General features: G+C 63.1%; 17 protein-coding genes and 1 pseudogene. 11 read left to right on the top strand and 7 right to left on the bottom strand.

Annotated elements, in window-relative coordinates; all coding sequences use genetic code 11:
- Positions 1-284: pseudogene (locus AC1D2L_RS07540) on the bottom strand (transposase); the annotation flags it as partial.
- Positions 285-808: 524 nt separating this feature from the next.
- On the opposite strand from AC1D2L_RS07540, the gene AC1D2L_RS07535 reads away from it, so the two are divergent.
- The 6 genes from AC1D2L_RS07535 (at position 809) to AC1D2L_RS07510 (ending at position 9,004) form a co-directional block, all read left to right on the top strand.
- Positions 809-1,183 carry a hypothetical protein gene (locus AC1D2L_RS07535; protein WP_476845210.1) on the top strand — a complete coding sequence of 125 codons (375 nt, stop codon included), beginning with the start codon at positions 809-811 and terminating at the stop codon, positions 1,181-1,183.
- 284 nt (positions 1,184-1,467) lie between these two features.
- Positions 1,468-2,775 (top strand): M10 family metallopeptidase C-terminal domain-containing protein, encoded by a 1,308-nt coding sequence (locus tag AC1D2L_RS07530; protein WP_476845209.1) that lies wholly within the window; start codon positions 1,468-1,470, stop codon positions 2,773-2,775.
- A 205-nt stretch (positions 2,776-2,980) separates the two neighbouring features.
- Positions 2,981-3,841, top strand: coding sequence for a hypothetical protein (locus tag AC1D2L_RS07525; RefSeq protein WP_476845208.1), 861 nt, complete (start codon positions 2,981-2,983; stop codon positions 3,839-3,841).
- A 639-nt stretch (positions 3,842-4,480) separates the two neighbouring features.
- Entirely contained in the window at positions 4,481-5,527 is a 1,047-nt protein-coding gene (recA, locus tag AC1D2L_RS07520; RefSeq protein ID WP_476845232.1) for a recombinase RecA, read from the top strand.
- Positions 5,528-5,711: 184 nt separating this feature from the next.
- Positions 5,712-8,354 carry an alanine--tRNA ligase gene (gene alaS, locus AC1D2L_RS07515; protein ID WP_476845207.1) on the top strand — a complete coding sequence of 881 codons (2,643 nt, stop codon included), beginning with the start codon at positions 5,712-5,714 and terminating at the stop codon, positions 8,352-8,354.
- Between the two features lie 101 nt (positions 8,355-8,455).
- The gene (locus AC1D2L_RS07510) at positions 8,456-9,004 is read left to right on the top strand and encodes a hypothetical protein (protein ID WP_476845206.1); all 549 of its coding nucleotides are present in this window, start codon (positions 8,456-8,458) and stop codon (positions 9,002-9,004) included.
- A 15-nt stretch (positions 9,005-9,019) separates the two neighbouring features.
- Here AC1D2L_RS07510 and AC1D2L_RS07505 read toward each other — a convergent pair whose 3' ends face one another.
- The 3 genes from AC1D2L_RS07505 to AC1D2L_RS07495 form a co-directional block, all read right to left on the bottom strand.
- Complete coding sequence (locus tag AC1D2L_RS07505; protein ID WP_476845205.1) at positions 9,020-9,208, bottom strand: hypothetical protein; 189 nt, start codon at positions 9,206-9,208, stop codon at positions 9,020-9,022.
- A 92-nt stretch (positions 9,209-9,300) separates the two neighbouring features.
- Entirely contained in the window at positions 9,301-10,608 is a 1,308-nt protein-coding gene (locus AC1D2L_RS07500) for an oxygenase MpaB family protein (RefSeq protein ID WP_476845204.1), read from the bottom strand.
- A 279-nt stretch (positions 10,609-10,887) separates the two neighbouring features.
- Positions 10,888-12,102, bottom strand: coding sequence for an NADP-dependent isocitrate dehydrogenase (locus AC1D2L_RS07495; RefSeq protein WP_476845203.1), 1,215 nt, complete (start codon positions 12,100-12,102; stop codon positions 10,888-10,890).
- Between the two features lie 214 nt (positions 12,103-12,316).
- On the opposite strand from AC1D2L_RS07495, the gene AC1D2L_RS07490 reads away from it, so the two are divergent.
- The 5 genes from AC1D2L_RS07490 (at position 12,317) to AC1D2L_RS07470 (ending at position 15,350) form a co-directional block, all read left to right on the top strand.
- The gene (locus AC1D2L_RS07490) at positions 12,317-13,150 is read left to right on the top strand and encodes a hypothetical protein (protein ID WP_476845202.1); all 834 of its coding nucleotides are present in this window, start codon (positions 12,317-12,319) and stop codon (positions 13,148-13,150) included.
- 93 nt (positions 13,151-13,243) lie between these two features.
- Entirely contained in the window at positions 13,244-13,948 is a 705-nt protein-coding gene (locus AC1D2L_RS07485) for an SDR family NAD(P)-dependent oxidoreductase (RefSeq protein WP_476845201.1), read from the top strand.
- Between the two features lie 210 nt (positions 13,949-14,158).
- Positions 14,159-14,704, top strand: a complete 546-nt coding sequence (locus tag AC1D2L_RS07480; RefSeq protein ID WP_476845200.1) for a 2,4'-dihydroxyacetophenone dioxygenase family protein — start codon at positions 14,159-14,161, stop codon at positions 14,702-14,704.
- A 19-nt stretch (positions 14,705-14,723) separates the two neighbouring features.
- Positions 14,724-14,882 (top strand): hypothetical protein, encoded by a 159-nt coding sequence (locus tag AC1D2L_RS07475; RefSeq protein WP_476845199.1) that lies wholly within the window; start codon positions 14,724-14,726, stop codon positions 14,880-14,882.
- Positions 14,883-14,969: 87 nt separating this feature from the next.
- Positions 14,970-15,350, top strand: a complete 381-nt coding sequence (locus AC1D2L_RS07470; protein WP_476845198.1) for a hypothetical protein — start codon at positions 14,970-14,972, stop codon at positions 15,348-15,350.
- A 56-nt stretch (positions 15,351-15,406) separates the two neighbouring features.
- On the opposite strand, the gene AC1D2L_RS07465 is transcribed toward AC1D2L_RS07470, so the two are convergent.
- The 3 genes from AC1D2L_RS07465 to AC1D2L_RS07455 form a co-directional block, all read right to left on the bottom strand.
- A complete protein-coding gene (locus AC1D2L_RS07465; protein WP_476845197.1) occupies positions 15,407-16,294 on the bottom strand; it encodes a hypothetical protein in 888 nt (295 codons plus the stop codon).
- A 163-nt stretch (positions 16,295-16,457) separates the two neighbouring features.
- The gene (locus tag AC1D2L_RS07460; protein WP_476845196.1) at positions 16,458-16,865 is read right to left on the bottom strand and encodes a flagellar assembly protein FliX; all 408 of its coding nucleotides are present in this window, start codon (positions 16,863-16,865) and stop codon (positions 16,458-16,460) included.
- A 60-nt stretch (positions 16,866-16,925) separates the two neighbouring features.
- Positions 16,926-17,096 (bottom strand): hypothetical protein, encoded by a 171-nt coding sequence (locus AC1D2L_RS07455; protein WP_476845195.1) that lies wholly within the window; start codon positions 17,094-17,096, stop codon positions 16,926-16,928.
- Positions 17,097-17,133: the final 37 nt, after the last annotated feature.

Below are 17,133 nucleotides of genomic sequence, written 5' to 3'. Positions count from 1 at the left end.
ACCGAGGTGTCGATCATTTGGAGGTCGCCGTCGTAAGCCTTTGTGACCGCGTCCATCAGCCGATCCCAAACGCCAGCTTATCCCAAACGGTTGAAGCGATTGTAGATCGTCGTCGGGGGGCCGTAGCGAGCCGGCACATCCGCCCAGGGCGCACCCGACCGCAGCACCCAGAAGATGCCGTTCAGAACCCGGCGGTCATCGACACGGGGCACGCCGCGCGGCTTGTTGGGAAGATGCGGCTCGATCGCAGTCCATTCGAAATCACTGAGTTCGTAGCGTCCCATCGCCAAGCTCCCCTTTCAGAGCTTGAAACACGAAATCGCCGCCGCTGGAATCGGCCGGACGCGCTTATGGATTTACGGCCTAGCGGTCGAATGGCATGCGGCCGGCACCATGGGGGGCCGTTCCCCCATTCGGTCATCGCCGCATCGCGACGATCTGATGCGTCAGTTCGAAATTGCGATTGCACTTGATTAAGCTCACTCGAAAGACCCTGTAAGACTTGGTTTGGTCGAAGGCGATGATGACCCTCGCCGAGAAATTTGGGATATCCGACGTTGGTCTTGCACAAATCTGTGACCGGCATCGCGTCCCGATCCCGCAAAAGGGGGAGCCGGCAGAGAGACTGCGACACGCCGGCCCGGGTCCAACGCGCGGTGAGGCTGCCCCGCAGCAAAGTCTTCTGCATGAGAACGAGCCCAGCAGCATCGGAACCAACTACGTCGATGGTCGGGGGGGAAGAAACTTCGATCCGCTGATATACAGGACGGATGACGTTCCATGTGCGCATGTTGCATTGGAGATCTCTATGTTTGTATTGGACTATCGGGATGCGATAGTGCCGCAGGGGCAAGTTGCAGCGACTTCGGGCGGGCGCCTCGGTTCCGACAGTCCCGGTACAACTTTGGCAGTGCAAAAAGTTGCAATGGCGGAGAGCCCGGCCCGTGCAGCCGGTGCCGAGCAAATAGATATTAGCGATGATCCCTATGTAGGCGCGTTGCAATTTTCACCTTCATATATATGGAGGTTCGCGGATGAAAAGCGTGTATTGACGTATTTACTTAGTGATTCAGGGGATAAGGCGTGGACTGAGCAGCAAAAAAAATGCATTCAGGTCTGTATTGTTGGAAATATCGAACGTAATAGATTTAAATTTTGTCGAAGTTTATTTAGAAGAAGATAATCCCAATTTAATTGAAATTATTGATACTTCGCGCGCTGTTGCGTATCATGAAATTTTATCGTCTGTCCATTCAGATAGATTACTTGGTGGATATGATCTTGTTTCCTCGGCCGAGGATGAAGATATTTACATAGGAAGCTATGATTATAACACTTTTTTCCATGAGATAGGCCATGCGCTCGGATTGAACCATCCGTTTGATGAGAAACCATTTCCGGGCGGCGAGCCGGGGGGGGGCATCGAATCTCGGTGATCACGATTTCATACATACAATGTACTCGGCGATGGCATATCGCTCAGTTTATGTCTTTGAGGATGATGGCAGGATAAAACTAAGCAATGAGAATGCCTATTTGAATTCGCAAAACCTTTACGGATACACGAGTACGCTAGGCGTATTTGATATTATCGCTCTCGGAGAGTTTTACGGATACAATACGACATACAAGTCTGGTCACGATCGCTACGATATCGTCGATTCCGACCGTGTTCCAGACGACGGGCTCTCCTGGGTCACGATCTACGACACCGGAGGGGTGGACGAGATACGTTACAGCGGCCAGCGGAACGCCTTCATCGATCTCCGCCCAGCGACTGGTGATAATACGCCGACGGGCGGCGGGCTCTTCAGTCATGCCGCGCATGTCTATGGTGGGTACACCATTGCCAAGGGCGTCCTGATTGAGAATGCGACAGGAGGCGGCGGCAATGATGAGATAGTCGGGAATGACATCAGCAACATTCTCACCGGGAGGGGCGGTCAGGATGTTCTCACAGGCGGGGGTGGTGTTGACGTTTTCAGCGGTACTGCTGCCGAGCTTGACGGTGATACTGTCACCGATTTGGAGTTCGGTGAATATATCCATGTCGAGGATGCGATTGGGTCGCTCAGTGAATTGACCTATTCTGGGCAGACTCTCGCTTTCAAGATCGGTGATGCAGACATCGCCTTGATCGCCAGGGGGGCTGGAACTGCTGGAGAAGCGAAACAGCGGCCTGGCAAGGATGGCGGCGTTGAGATCTATTTCGCTCGAATAGACGGCGGCAATGGCTCGCCTCCCGAAAATCCGCCGCCGGAGAGCGCGGCTTTCGTTCCCGTTGTGATAGCCGATCCGACGCCGGATGATGGTTTCAATGAATCCAGGGCATCCGCTTCTGTCTTTGCGTTTTTCACCGGCTCTGTGCCGAGTGAAAGCAAGCTGCAGTCCCTGAACGAATTCGCGAATTCGCAGTACGAATATTACAAGGGACTTGGTGTCGCGAACCCGGCGCTCGGCCCCTATGAGGCTTTCGGGCGGGCCTTTGCCGAAACGCCGGAGTTCAGCGCAAAATATGGAGAACAATCCGAGGCTGTCTTCATCGGGGAAGCCTACCAGTCCGTCTTTGGCCGCGCCCCTACGCTGGCTCAGCAGGCGCATTTCCAGTCACAGATTGACTATTTCGAGGCTCTCTACGAGGGGGTGGGCATTTCAGACCATCTATCCGAGCAATTCGCAAAAGGGGTCGCCTTGGGGCAGATGATCGGGTTCGTCGCGCTGATCGGCCTGGAAGACCCTGGCGTTTCGTCTACGAATAGGTTCGATTTTACGTGATGGCGATTGTATTGGGGGAAAATCACACGTGGTCGTGGTTTCGAATGCAAAATAAAGGCAACGTCCTGTGATTTCGGATTGTGTACTCGCGTTTTGCCGGGGTGCAGGCTCCTGAACCAATAGCATCGACGTCGGCTCGTTCACCGGCGCGTGCGCCTCTGGCGGTTAGGCCGGTGGCGCTGGTCCCAAATCGCGATTCCGTTTAATGAAGCTGACCCGACGAGCCTTGTACGACTTGGTTTGGTCTAAGCCGTTGACGACCCTCGCCGAGGAGTTCGGCATATCCGACGTTGGTCTTGCGAAGATCTGTAATCGGCATCGCGTTCCAACCCCACAACGCGGCTATTGGGCAAGGATCGCAGCCGGGCAGAGCGTCAAGAAAACCTATTTCGCCGAGGCTGCCGATCCGAAATTGAATGCCATCGAAATTCCAATTGGCATTGATGCGACGCCGGAGCCGATCCGCGCCGTGATCATTCGCCGAAGAGCCGAGCGGATCGAACGGCAGGAGAAAACGCCGGAAATCCACAACCCAGGGCCCGAGGAAGCCCCCAAGGAGTTTACTGAACTCCGCTCCACCGTGAGGCGGACCGCTCAGACGCTAAGAAAGAAAAGCTCCCAAACCGACGATGTTGCAAAGGCGGTAGGAGAGGGAGAATGCGGGATTGCCGTCGCCATCGCATCCGTTGAACCGACGATCACGATTTTGGACTTGCTGGCCAGGGCGCTTGAGCAGCGAGGTCTGGCATTGGACCCGACAGGCCAGCGAATGCGTGTCGCCATCGCGAACGATGATGTCGAATTTTCTCTGAGCGAAGTCACGCGTTGCATGTCGTATGAGCCCACCACGCATGACCTTGCCCAGGCAGCACGCCGCGATGGGGAAATTCAACGCTACAACCGTGTAGGCAATCCGAGGCCATCCCACCGATACGGACGCAGCTATCCGGAGACTTTTCACAAGCGGACCGGCCAACTGTTTATCGAGATATCCGGTTGGATAGAGGTCTGCGGCGCCAATGGGCGGACAGCAAAAAGCAGAGGCTTGAGGGCGTTATTCCGTTGATCGTCGATGGGGGGAGCGGATCCTCGCCAGCCGCAAAGTCGGCCGCGAGAAGCGGGAGGAAGAGGGCCGCATTCGTGCGGAGAAGCAGCGCCGTTGGGCTCTGGCAGATGCTAGACTTAAGCGTGAGGAGGAGAGGGGCAGCTTCACGAACGAATTGATAGATCGGCATGCGGAAATTTGTCGCCTGCTCGCGTGGATGGCTGAGGCAGGCCCATCATCTGCCAGCATACCCGGCAGTTCTTATTCGAGAATGGTTGAATGGGTTTGCACCAGGCTCGATGCTTTTGCAAGCAAGCGTCAGCGCAGATGGCATTGAGAGCCAACTGGTCGAGCAAAAACTCTTTCCGGCCAGCGGGGCAGACGAGTTGTAAGGCGCCACTCGGCGAGCCGCCGCCAAAACCGAAATATTGGTACCGCCCCCCCCCCCCCGCGGGATGATGTCCCCCGTCTGTTCTGGTCAGAAGCGGTCCAAGCCCATGGCTATCGCTATACCCCCTATGAGAACAAAAAAAGAACTTGCGCATGAGAACAAATCATGATCACTTCTTCTCATGGCGCGCATTGAGAAGTCGCAGCGCCCCTGCCATAAGGAGCCGCACCGTGAATCAGGCAAATCTCAAGCTCGTGGAAGGCTCCTCGATGGACAAGGCCAAGGCGCTGGACGCAGCGCTCTCGCAGATCGAACGTGCTTTCGGCAAGGGTTCGATCATGCGGCTGGGCAAGAACCAGCAAGCGATCGAGATCGAGACGGTGTCGACGGGTTCGCTCGGGCTCGATATTGCGCTTGGCGTCGGCGGCCTGCCCAAAGGCCGCGTCATTGAAATCTACGGGCCGGAATCGTCGGGCAAGACGACGCTCGCCCTGCACACCATCGCCGAGGCGCAGAAGAAGGGTGGCATCTGCGCCTTCGTCGACGCCGAACACGCGCTCGACCCCGTCTATGCCCGCAAGCTCGGTGTCAATCTCGACGACCTGCTGATCTCGCAGCCTGACACCGGCGAGCAGGCGCTGGAAATCACGGACACGCTGGTGCGCTCCGGCGCGATCGACGTGCTGGTGGTCGATTCCGTGGCGGCCCTGACGCCGCGCGCCGAGATCGAGGGCGAGATGGGCGACGTGCAGCCGGGCCTCCAGGCCCGCCTGATGAGCCAGGCGCTACGCAAGCTTACCGCATCGATCTCGCGCTCCAACTGCATGGTCATCTTCATCAACCAGATCCGCATGAAGATCGGCGTGATGTATGGCTCCCCGGAGACGACCACGGGCGGCAACGCACTGAAGTTCTATGCCTCCGTGCGTCTCGACATCCGCCGGATTGCGACGCTGAAGGATCGCGACGAGGCCACCGGCAACCAGGTCCGCGTCAAGGTCGTCAAGAACAAGGTGGCGCCGCCCTTCAAGCAGGTCGAATTCGACATCATGTTCGGCGAGGGCATTTCCAAGGTCGGCGAGCTCGTCGACCTCGGTGTGAAGGCCGGCATGGTCGAGAAGTCGGGTGCCTGGTTCTCCTTCGACAGCCAGCGACTGGGCCAGGGTCGCGAGAATGCCAAGGCCTTCCTCAAGGCCAACCCTGAGATGGCCGCACGCATCGAGGCGACCATCCGCCAGAATTCGGGCCTCGTCGCCGAGCGTATCCTCGACGAGGCCACGCCGACCGATGACGATCTCGACGAGGGCCAGGCCTGAGCATCAGGTCGCGATCTCCAAGACAGGCGGGCGGCTCCTCGGGGCCGCCCGTTTTCGTTCGGTGGCAAGGCTTTGGCCGGAGAGCTTCCGCAACAGCCTCTCTCGACAGGATCAAGCCGCCTGACTAGAAACCCTGATATCGCCGGATGAACCCGGCCCGTCCTGAACCAGAGTTTTCATTGCGATGAGCGGCGTCAACGAGATCCGGTCGACCTTCCTCGACTACTTCAAGTCCAACGGCCACGAGGTCGTGCCATCGAGCCCGCTCGTGCCGCGCAATGACCCGACGCTGATGTTCGCCAATTCGGGCATGGTCCAGTTCAAGAACGTCTTCACCGGGCAGGAAAAGCGGCCCTATTCGCGCGCGACCACTGCGCAGAAATGCGTCCGGGCCGGCGGCAAGCACAACGACCTCGACAATGTCGGCTACACCGCCCGGCACCATACCTTCTTCGAGATGCTCGGGAATTTCTCCTTCGGCGACTACTTCAAGGAACAGGCGATCACCCATGCCTGGACCCTGGTCACGCGCGAGTTCGGCCTGCCCAAGGACAAGCTCACCGTCACAGTCTATTCCGAGGACGACGAGGCGCACACGCTCTGGAAGAAGATCGCGGGGCTGTCGGATTCCAAGATCATCCGAATCCCGACCTCGGACAATTTCTGGCGCATGGGCGACACTGGCCCATGCGGACCCTGCTCCGAGATCTTCTACGACCACGGCGACCATATCCCGGGCGGACCTCCTGGCTCCCCCGACGAGGATGGCGATCGCTTTATCGAGATCTGGAACCTCGTCTTCATGCAGTATGAAGAGGCGGCCGGCGGCATCAGGACCGACCTGCCCCGCCCGTCGATCGATACCGGCATGGGCCTCGAGCGCGTCGCCGCCGTGCTCCAGGGCACGCATGACAATTACGCGATCGACCTGTTCGCCGCGCTGATCCGCGCCATCGCGGACATGACCTCGGTCGCTTCCGACGGACCGATGAAGGCGAGCCATCGCGTCATCGCCGACCATCTGCGCTGCTCGGCCTTCCTCATCGCCGACGGCGTGCTGCCCTCGAATGAAGGCCGCGGCTATGTGCTGCGGCGGATCATGCGCCGTGGCATGCGCCACGCCCAGCTGCTCGGAGCAAAGGATCCGCTGCTGCACAGGCTCGTGCCTGTCCTGACCCGCGAGATGGGCCAGGCCTATCCCGAGTTGCTGCGCGCCGAGGCGCTCATTTCCGAGACGCTCAAGCTCGAGGAGACGCGCTTCCGCACGACGCTGGCGCGCGGACTGAACCTGCTCGACGACGCCTCCAGGGGCCTGGTTTCCGGGCAGAGCCTGAAGGGCGACGTCGCCTTCACGCTCTATGACACCTACGGCTTCCCGCTCGACCTGACGCAGGATGCCTTGCGCGCCCGGGGTGTGTCGGTCGACATCGAAGGCTTCGACGCCGCGATGCAGCAGCAGAAGGCCAAGGCCCGCGCCGCCTGGTCGGGCACCGGCGAGGCCGCCACCGAAAAGCTCTGGTTCCCGCTGCGCGACCGCGTCGGCGCGACCGAATTCCTCGGCTACGACACCGAGACGGCCGAGGGAGTTGTCACCGCCCTTATCCGCGACAATGCCGAAGTCGAGAGCCTGAAGGAGGGCGAGAGCGGTTTCGTCATCGTCAATCAGACACCGTTCTACGGCGAGTCCGGCGGCCAGTTGGGCGATGCCGGCACGATCCGGGCAGCAGGCGCGCTCGCCGAGGTGAGCGACGTCCAGAAGAAGCTCGGCGACATCTTCGCCCATGCCGTCACGGTCAAGCAGGGCGAACTGAAGCGCGGCGCGGCCGTCGAACTCGTGGTCGATCGTGGACGCCGCGGCGCAATTCGCGCCAACCACTCCGCGACCCATCTGCTTCACGAGGCGCTGCGTCTTGTTCTTGGCGACCACGTCGCGCAGAAGGGCTCGCTGGTCTCGCCTGATCGCCTGCGCTTCGACTTCTCGCACCCCAAGCCGATTTCCGATGCGGAGCTCGCGCAGGTCGAGGACATCGCCAACGCCATCGTGCTGCGCAATGAGCCTGTCACGACCCGGCTGATGAGCGTCGACGAGGCCATCGCCTCGGGGGCGCGCGCGCTGTTTGGCGAAAAATACGGCGATGAGGTCCGTGTCGTCTCGATGGGCACAACGGATGAAGGCAAGCCCTTCTCGATCGAGCTTTGCGGCGGCACCCACGCCGCGCGCACCGGCGACATCAGCGTTGTCAGCGTCGTCGGCGAAAGCGCCGTCGCCGCCGGCGTGCGTCGTCTCGAGGCGATGACCGGCGCCCAGGCGCGCCGGCAGCTCAACCTCGATTCCCGCCGCCTTCAGGAACTGGCGACATTGCTCAAGGTCCCCGTCCAGGATGCCGGCAGCCGCCTGGCAGCCCTGATCGAGGAGCGCCGCAAGCTCGATCGCGACCTGACCGACGCCCGCAAGAAGCTCGCCATGGGCGGCGGCGGCGCCGCTGAGGATCCCGTTCAGGAGATCGCCGGCACGAAGCTGCTGGCGCGCGCCGTCACCGGCGTCGAGATGAAGGACCTCAAGAGCCTGGCCGACGAGGCCAAGACCCGCATCGGCTCAGGCGTGGTTGCCATCATCGGCGTGGCCGAGGATGGCAAGGCCGGCGTCGTGGTCGGCGTCACGGAGGACATGACCGCGCGCTTCGATGCCGTCGCGTTGGTGCGCGTGGCCTCGGAACAGCTCGGCGGCAAGGGCGGCGGCGGACGGCGCGACATGGCGCAGGCCGGCGGCCCCGATGGCGACAAGGCGCAGGCTGCGCTCGACGCCGTCGCCGCCGCGATGGGCTGATGACCGCCGGCGGGAACCGGCCCTCGGGCGTTTCCCGCCGCGTCTTGCTCGTGGGCATGTGCCTCTGTCCGGGTGCAGCCTCCGCGCAGGCGAAGCGAGAGGTGCGCAAGCCCACGGGCCCGGCCATTTCCGCCTCGCAGAGCGTCATGGCGGGCGCACCCCTCAGCGTTTTTCTCAGCAACGCACCGCCGGGCTCGCGGCTCGCGATCGCGCGGCCCGGCGATCCCGTGCACGCGGCCATCGCTGTTGCCGAGCCAACGACCGCCGTTGCGGTGCTGCCGACGCCCGGTCTCGCCGGGACCTATGAGTTGCGCATGACGGCGGACCGCGACGGCGCGCCCGTCATCCTGCTCCGCCAACCCCTCGTCACGACGCCGCCTACGGCGACGCTTGCCGCGCCGGACCGCGTCGGCCGGGGCCAGGACCTGCCGATACGCGGCATCGGTCCCAATGGCGAGCAGGATCGGGTCATGCTCGTTCTGCCCGATGCCCCGCTCGATGCCGAGGGGCTGCATTTCTTGCCGGCGGAGAATGTCGAGACGACGCTGGAAGCCCCGGAACAGCCCGGCCGCTACGAGTTGCGTTATGTCATGAACGCGCCGGTCAGCGGGCGTGCCGTGCTGGCGCGACGCCCCGTCACCGTCGAGTGAGGGCTGCGGCCCGCCCTACCCCATGGCTTCGCGCTTCTTGAGCAGCTCCGCGAGCAGGTCCTGCTGCTCGTTCAACCTCGTAGCCAGCCGCTCCTCGGCCGCCGCGCCGGACGCGCTCGTGGCCTGCTCCATGAGATCGGCGATATTGCCCCTGACGATGGCGATCTGTTCGTCCAGATCAGCCCAATGAGCACCCTCGGCCATCGACCGCACTCCCTGTCTCAGTCGGCCACTCACGGCTGACGGATGCACATGATAGCAGGGCGGCCCCGCAACGCTTAGTCCGCAGAGCTCGGCTAGTGGCGATAGGCCGATGCATCTGTCGTGAAGCGGGCGTGCCCCCAGGCGGCAAGCTGCTTCTTGATGAGCGCCACGAGCCGTCGATCCGCAGCGCCGGCGAGCGCCGGCAGCCGCGCTGCAAGATTGTAGGCTCCGAGCCGGGCCCCGGTCGACGCGGCCGCAACGCCATAGCAGACCTTGTCGAGCATACCGGGGACAACGCCCATGGCGGCGGCCTTTGCAGCGTCGCCACCGGCGAAGTAGGTTACGAAGAAGACCTTCGAGAACCCCTTCTCGATGCGATCGAAAAGGCGCGACGTGACTGTCTCGTCGGACGCCAGGTAGGCGCCCAGCGTCGCGCGCAGCAGCGACCCGCAGGTCTCGTCGTCGAAGCCGGAGCGCAAGGTCGCCTGCCGCGCCGCCATCAGCGTCACGATCTCCTGAGGCGTCGTCGCCAGCAGCGTCTCGGGAAGGCCGAGCAGGTAGCAGCGATACCGGCTGAGTTCGACCCGCGCGCGCTCCTGCGCCGTGAATGCGTTGCGGCCCTGCGCCAGGACCGCGCTCGCCATCATGGTCACGGAGATCAGGCCGGCTGGCATCTGGTCGACCTGCGGGATCGGTATCCCGTAGACCGATACGTCCCAGCGCCCCTTTCGCATGGCGTTGAAGCGGACCATCGAGTGCATCAGCCGCACCATCGCCGCGGCCCGGAAACCGTCCCCGCTGCGGGCCAGCGCGCCGGGCAGCACCGAGGTGGCGAAGAAGGTCGCGGTCTCCTTGACGCGTTTTGCCGCGCTCTCCTTGGAGAGAGCACCCGTCAGCGCCATGGGCAGCGCTGCATAGCGGTTCATGAAGGTCGCGATGAAGGCGGCGCGGATCGACACCGGGCTCATGATCGCCATCGCGGCGCGCTCGAGCCGTGCTCCCTCTTCGACCATCGCCATGTCGAGCCAATCCGGCATCGTTTCCATGGCGTCGATGAAGTCCCGCAATTCGGCGGGCGCATCGGCGACGGCATCGACGCCGTGTCGGCAGGCCTCGTCGACCATCTCGACCAGCCGCCGGAAGCCGTATTCCGGCATCAGCGCGGCATAGGGGTCGCCCACATGGTCACCCATGAAGGTGTAGGCGCGGATGCGCGACATCAGCACGGGGTCGGCCAGGATCTGGTTGCGGATCGCCTCGCCGGAACCCTGCAGTTCGTTCGGCTGCCCTGGCTCCCCGACGAAGCGCTCCGGGATGGTGTCGAAATCGACCTGACCGAAGATCGCCGGGCTGGTCACCGCCTGCGACCGCACCGCGTCCCAAATCTGCTGCTGGTTCATCCCACTGTCCCCCGCCTGGCGGGCGGGGCGTATCAGCCGGGGGCTTAAGGCCCGGTTTAGAGCATGGTTCTTCCGGTCCGGGACGTCATTGCGAGAAGCGAAGCGACGAAGCAATCCAGGGGGCGTAGGGCTCTACGAGGCTGGATTGCTTCGCTGGCGCTCGCAATGACGCTTGAGGTCGCGCGCGGGGTACGATCCAGCGCGGCGCCGGATGGATCCCAAATGGAAAAGCCCGGCCATTGCTGACCGGGCCCGTTGAAGCGTTTGAGCTGCGAAAACTTACGCCGCCATCGCCTTGCGCATGTTGTCGCTGACCTTCTCGAGGAAGCCGGTCGTCGAGAGGAACTTCTGCTCGGGACCAACCAGAAGCGCGAGATCCTTGGTCATGTCGCCGGCTTCGACCGTGTCGACAGTGACCTTCTCGAGCAGCGTCGCGAACTTGGCGAGCCCTGCATTGTTGTCGAGCTTGGCGCGATGGGCCAGGCCACGGGTCCAGGCAAAGATCGACGCGATCGAGTTCGTCGAGGTCTCCTTGCCCTTCTGGTGCTCGCGATAATGGCGGGTCACCGTGCCGTGCGCCGCCTCGGCCTCGACGGTCTTGCCATCTGGCGTCATCAGCACCGAGGTCATCAGGCCGAGCGAGCCGAAGCCCTGCGCCACGGTGTCGGACTGCACGTCGCCATCGTAGTTCTTGCAGGCCCAGACATAGCCGCCCGACCACTTCATCGCCGAGGCGACCATGTCGTCGATCAGGCGATGCTCGTAGGTGATGCCGACCTCGTCGAACTTCGCCTTGAACTCGGCCTGGTAGATCTCCTCGAAGATGTCCTTGAAGCGCCCGTCATAGGTCTTGAGGATGGTGTTCTTGGTCGAGAGATAGACCGGGTACTTGCGGATCAGGCCGTAGTTCAGCGAGGCGCGGGCAAAGTCCTTGATGGACTCGTCGAGGTTGTACATCGCCATGGCGACACCGGCGTCGGGGGCCTTGAAGACCTCCTTCTCGATCACCTGGCCGTCCTCGCCGACGAACTTGATCGACAGCGTGCCCTTGCCCGGGAACTTGAAGTCGGTGGCGCGGTACTGGTCGCCATAGGCGTGGCGGCCGATCACGATCGGCTGCGTCCAGCCCGGCACGAGGCGCGGCACGTTCTTGCAGATGATCGGCTCGCGGAAGATCACGCCGCCGAGGATGTTGCGGATCGTGCCGTTGGGCGACTTCCACATCGACTTCAGGTTGAATTCCTTCACGCGCCCTTCATCGGGGGTGATGGTGGCGCACTTGACGGCGACGCCATGCTTCTTGGTGGCGTTGGCGGCATCGATCGTGACCTGGTCGTCGGTCGCGTCGCGGTTTTCGACCGAAAGGTCGTAATAGTCGAGTTCGAGGTCGAGATAGGGGAAGATCAGGGTGTCCTTGATCTTCTGCCAGATGATGCGGGTCATCTCATCGCCGTCCATATCGACGACCGGATTGGCGACCTTGATCTTGCTCATATGAAACGACCCCTGCTTCTGGCCAGACTGGAACGGTTCCGGCCTGCGGCACGCTCGCCGCAGGCGGTTGCGGGCTTCCTAGCGGGTTCGGAGCCCAGGGGGAAGCACTGCGTTTGGACAAGTTTCCGCCAGCAGTATGCTGCACTGCCGCAAAATCCGCATCATTCTGTCCTAAGCGCGCAATTCGATCGTCAATCCACGAGGGACGACCGCCTTGCTGACCTGCCTACGAGACCTTCACCGGACCCATTCGGCCCCGATCCACGCCGGCATTCTGGCCACGCTGCTGGCTGCTCCTATCTCCGTCCGCGCCGATACCGACCCCGACTATGCGCGCGCTCTGCCGATTCCGCCGGCGATCCTGAGCGATTTCGAGCTCGACGAAGCGGCTCAACCCGGCCCCTCCGCTACGCCCGAGGCCAGCGCCGCGGTGACCTTCGAGCCCGACCTCACAAAGGCCGCCATTCGGGCGGCGGCGTCGCATACGCGGCTCCGGGCGCGCCGGCCGATACCCGTCGACATCATCCGCAGCGGACTGTCCTCGCGTTCAAGCACCACGGGCTCGCTGCCGGAGCGCGCGGTAGGCTTCAAGCTCGGCGCCGACATCTTCTCGGTCACCACGCGCGTTGTCGCACCATCGGGCCAGGAAACCGGCCGCGACGCGCGCATCGACTGGCGCCTCGCCCGCCCCCTCGACTCGGTCGGCACCGGCTGGATCTGGACCATCGCGGCCCAGGGCGGTGCCGGCTTCGCAGCGAATACCGAGCAGGGAGCGAACCTGCTCGTCGGCTACCGCCATAAATTCTTCGAGCACCTGACGATGACCTCGCAGGTGACGATGGCGGGCAACTATGTCTTCGCCCCGGGCGGCGGCCCCAATTCTAGCTTCGCGCCCGAGGTGAAACTGACCGCGAACCTCACGCCGCTGGCGGACCTGCCGTGGGAGACTGCGCTCGATGTCGCGCTGGCGCGCAAGGTGCCGCTGGTCGCGAGCGACTTCGAGACGCGCGGAACGGCGATGCTGCGCCTGAAGTACAGCCTGCAATGAGGGACCGGCCTTGCGGAGAGGCCGCTTCCAAGCACGCCGCATGAGCGCTAGCCTCGGAGCATGACAGACGCTCCCGCTCCCAGATTCGCACTCGTGACAGGTGGTGCCCGCGGCATCGGCGGCGGCGCCGCTCTCGCCCTCGCCCAGGCCGGCTACGAGGTCCTCGCCACCGGCCTGACGGCGGAAGAGGTTTCGGCCCCGCCGCCCCATCCCGCCATCCGCCACGCGCAGCTCGACGTCACCAGCGACGCGCAGGTTGCCGCGATCGTTGCCGCCTGCCCGCGCATCGACGCTCTGGTCAACTGCGCCGGCATGATCCAGCGCAACGGCAAGGAATTCGAGATCGACGCCTTCCGCCTCACCATCGAGGTCAATCTCAACGGCACGATGCGGATGTGCCTCGCAGCCAAGGACAAGCTCGCGGCCAAGGCCGAAGGCAAGACCGGCGGCGCCATCGTCAACATAGCCTCGATGCTGACCTTCCACGGCTCGGCCTTCGCGCCGGGCTACGCCGCGTCCAAGGGCGCGATCGGCCAGCTCACCAAATCTCTTGCCGCTGCCTGGGCGCCCGAGGGCATCCGGGTCAACGCCGTCGCGCCGGGCTGGATCGCCACAGAGCTGACACGCCCGCTGGTCGAGGACGCGGTGCGCTCCGCTCCCATCCTTGCCCGCACCCCGATGGGCCGCTGGGGCGAACCGGCCGATGTCGGCGGCGCCATCGCCTTCCTGCTCTCGGATGCCGCGGCCTTCGTCACGGGCTCGATCCTGCCGGTCGACGGCGGCTACCTCGCGGTTTGAAACGCCAACCATTTCAAAAGCCTGGAGCGATCTTCAGAATCAGATCGACAAGCTGTTGAATCAATCTGCCAAGACGAACGTCCGCCGTCATTGCTAGCGTAGCGAAGCAATCCAGGAACTGCCGCGCTCCATGACGTCTGGATTGCTTCGCTGCGCTCGCAATGGCGGATAGGCTCGCGACACAAGAAACCGAAATCAGGAAACGACATCATGGACAAGGTCAGCCCCATCCCGATCCAGGCCTCCACCGAAGAGCGCTGGACTCCCTACCGCCACGCGCAGCCGAAGGAATCGCCGCCGGAGCTGATCGTCCCCAATGTCATCCCGGAGGACGACCGCGTCTGGGTCCCGGTCGACGACAATGTCTGGTTCCGCCCGCTGCTGCTGTGTGTCACGCGTGGCTACTGGATGAACCTGCTGAAGGTGCGTCGCGCCGGCGTGCTCTCGCGCCACCGCCACCCGCAGCCTGTCCATGGCTATGTGCTGAAGGGCAAGTGGCGCTACCTTGAGCATGACTGGGTCGCGACCGAGGGCGCCTATGTCTACGAGGCGCCGGGCGAAACCCACACCCTCGTTGTCGACCCCGACACCGAGGAGATGATCACGATGTTTCAGGTCAATGGCGCGATGATCTATGTCGACCCCGATGGCAAATGCCTGGGCTATGACGACGTCTTCACGCGGCTCGACAAGTGCCGCGCGCATTACGCCAGCAACGGGCTCGGCGCAGACTACGCCGATCAGTTCGTTCGCTGACGTGAACCGGGAGCACGCGATGTCATCGACCGAGGGCTCCCGCTTCATCCGCTGTCCTACACGGCGAAGCGCACTCGCGGCGCTTGCAGTCTCCGGCCTCGCGCCGGCGGCGCTGGCCTCCGACGCCGTCGACCGGCTCGGCGTCCCCGGCCCGATCGAGTTCGCCGGAACGAGCTAGGCGCTGGCCTGGAGTTCCCACCCCTCGCCCGCCTACTACAAGCAGGAGTATCTGCCCGCCGGAGAGAGCACAGCGAGCTACACCAGCATGCTGATCGTCGAGCTCGTCGACAGCGGCTCCGGGGTGGCGAACGCGGTTGCAGCGCAGACGCGCATGCTGAATGCGCGCAAGGCGACCGATCCGCTGGTCAATTTCGCCCTGCTGCAGAACCAGAAGACCGGCGAGGTCCTGCTCGACTTCGTTATGGGTAGCGGTAGCCCCACACGCACCGTCGAATGGAACGCGTACCGCTATGCGCCCTATCGCGGGCCCAAGGGCCAGGACGGCGTGCTGCTGTTCGCGATCAGCCGGCGCGCCTATGGCGATGCCGACGCAAAGACGTTCCTGGGCGGACTGAAGCAATCGCGCATGGCGACCATCGAGGCCTTCGCGCGGCTGCGGCGCCCCGAGATCCGGATTTCGCGCTAGGGCGCGGGGCTACATGGAGCTGTAACGAAGGTTCTCGCAGACCACAGGCCCCGCTACTAAAGCCCGCCCATCGAGACCGCGATCTTGTTGGGATCTCGCGGGTCGCTGCTCATAGCGGCGTCGCAGATTTTGCCGAGGACATCGACCACGGCCTCGACCTTGTCGCGTTGCCGCTTCGCCTGGAGCGACGGGTCCATCACGGTTTCGATCGCGGTGGCATCCTGGGGTTTGTCGTATCGGCGCATCACGGCCTCTTCCTGGCGCTTTTTCTCGGCTGCGAGGCCGGCAACCTGATCCATCTGCTTGGTACTCTGCTGAAGCTTCTTGGTTTTGGCGGTAAAGCGGGCATAAGCCGCGCTGGCCGCCCGGTACTCAATGTCCACCATGGCCAGCAAATCGACCGAATCCGAAAACAGCAGGCAGACCTTGGCGCGCCAGTCATTGAGCGCCAGCTCGCTATTTGCTTTGTACGTCTCGAGCGTCTGGCCCGAACCTTGAAGCTCGTCCTCGGCCTGCGCAGCGTCGATGCGCGCCGCTCTCAGAAAGTTCTGCGAGCCCGATATGGTGAGAAGATACTCCATTTTGAGGGTGTGCTTGCGCTCGTTGAGCTGATTGATCTGGGTCGTCAGCGCCGCAGCGGAATCGGCACTCTCGATCGCCCGGCTGAGCGCTTTCATCGCGTTGTTATGCGTGTCCGAAGCCGTCAGAGCGCTGCCCAACGCTTCGAGATGAGCCTTGTGGATCGCAAAATAGGGATGGCTGGAAAAGCCCTTTCCCACGATCTTCTCGCCGAGCTTGGTGAGCCCCTTGAGGCCCAGCTTGAAAATGCCCTCGGCGCGCGTGTCCTCGTCGATGAGCTTCGTCACCGCCTCGTAATAGCTCTTCGCCTTCTTGAACTTCTTGTATTTCGCGTAGGCATCCTTGGCTTTCTGGGAAATGCCCATCGTCATCCCTCCCTGCAAAGCAGCCGACCCGCTGCCTGAGGCCGCGAATGCGCCATCATCGTCTCCAGCGAGAGCCAGGTCAGCATGCGATTGCATGATGGCTCGCACAGGGAGGATGCAGACGGGGATGGAGGACCGTCAGGCCGCTAGGCGGCCTGGAACGCTAGCGTCCGAGCTTGGCGAGCTCGACGGCCGCGCGCAGTTCGATATGCGCCAGCACCTCGTCGAGACGGGGATCGTCGGTCGTCTCGCGGCGCGAAGACAGCATTGCCTTCAGGCGTTCGAGCTGAACCAACGACACGCGCCCCGTCAGCAGGGCGGCCTTCAGCGTGTCGAGACCGTCGAGCAGGTCATGGCCACGCTTGGCCTGGCGCCGCTTGCGTTCGCCGGAGTCCTCATAGGCCTGCACGGCCAGCAGCGTATCGAGCGGCCCGGCGGCACTGACGCCGGCCGAGCGCGCACCGCTGGTTGACTCCTTGGTGGGGAGCGTGAACGCCGCGCCTCCGGAGCGCCGCGCGGCTCCCGCAGGGCCGGCGTTGGAGACGGGCGCGCGCTGGTCGATCCTGATCATGGCGGCCTCGTGAAAGAATGTCGGCCGACTAGGGGCGCGGCGTGGTTAACAATCGGTAAATCACCCGGCAGAAACTGCCGGCCCGGCAGGATCGACACGCCCGAACTGGCGCTCCGCACCCTGCGCCGAAAGCCCAAACAACTGACAAATAACACTTTTCAACTTTTCCCGGTTTGGCACGCGGATCGCAAGGCGGAAGCGTCGTTCGATGTCTCCAACCGGTGAATTCATGTTCCGCTCCGCCGCCCTCAGATCCCTGGTGACGCCG

It is taken from the genome of Allobosea sp. P1_B10 (assembly GCF_056406735.1).
Note: the sequence above shows the minus strand (reverse complement) of the source record. Positions and strands in the feature narration are given on the sequence as shown.

What these genes read in the sequence shown, in the direction of transcription:
- AC1D2L_RS07535 (WP_476845210.1), top strand. Translation starts at nt 809, where the DNA reads ATGTTTGTATTGGACTATCGGGATGCGATAGTGCCGCAGGGGCAAGTT.
- AC1D2L_RS07530 (WP_476845209.1), top strand. Translation starts at nt 1,468, where the DNA reads ATGGCATATCGCTCAGTTTATGTCTTTGAGGATGATGGCAGGATAAAA.
- AC1D2L_RS07525 (WP_476845208.1), top strand. Translation starts at nt 2,981, where the DNA reads ATGAAGCTGACCCGACGAGCCTTGTACGACTTGGTTTGGTCTAAGCCG.
- recA (WP_476845232.1), top strand. Translation starts at nt 4,481, where the DNA reads ATGGACAAGGCCAAGGCGCTGGACGCAGCGCTCTCGCAGATCGAACGT.
- alaS (WP_476845207.1), top strand. Translation starts at nt 5,712, where the DNA reads ATGAGCGGCGTCAACGAGATCCGGTCGACCTTCCTCGACTACTTCAAG.
- AC1D2L_RS07505 (WP_476845205.1), bottom strand. Translation starts at nt 9,208, where the DNA reads ATGGCCGAGGGTGCTCATTGGGCTGATCTGGACGAACAGATCGCCATC.
- AC1D2L_RS07500 (WP_476845204.1), bottom strand. Translation starts at nt 10,608, where the DNA reads ATGAACCAGCAGCAGATTTGGGACGCGGTGCGGTCGCAGGCGGTGACC.
- AC1D2L_RS07495 (WP_476845203.1), bottom strand. Translation starts at nt 12,102, where the DNA reads ATGAGCAAGATCAAGGTCGCCAATCCGGTCGTCGATATGGACGGCGAT.
- AC1D2L_RS07480 (WP_476845200.1), top strand. Translation starts at nt 14,159, where the DNA reads ATGGACAAGGTCAGCCCCATCCCGATCCAGGCCTCCACCGAAGAGCGC.
- AC1D2L_RS07475 (WP_476845199.1), top strand. Translation starts at nt 14,724, where the DNA reads ATGTCATCGACCGAGGGCTCCCGCTTCATCCGCTGTCCTACACGGCGA.
- AC1D2L_RS07470 (WP_476845198.1), top strand. Translation starts at nt 14,970, where the DNA reads ATGCTGATCGTCGAGCTCGTCGACAGCGGCTCCGGGGTGGCGAACGCG.
- AC1D2L_RS07465 (WP_476845197.1), bottom strand. Translation starts at nt 16,294, where the DNA reads ATGGGCATTTCCCAGAAAGCCAAGGATGCCTACGCGAAATACAAGAAG.
- AC1D2L_RS07460 (WP_476845196.1), bottom strand. Translation starts at nt 16,865, where the DNA reads ATGATCAGGATCGACCAGCGCGCGCCCGTCTCCAACGCCGGCCCTGCG.
- AC1D2L_RS07455 (WP_476845195.1), bottom strand. Translation starts at nt 17,096, where the DNA reads ATGAATTCACCGGTTGGAGACATCGAACGACGCTTCCGCCTTGCGATC.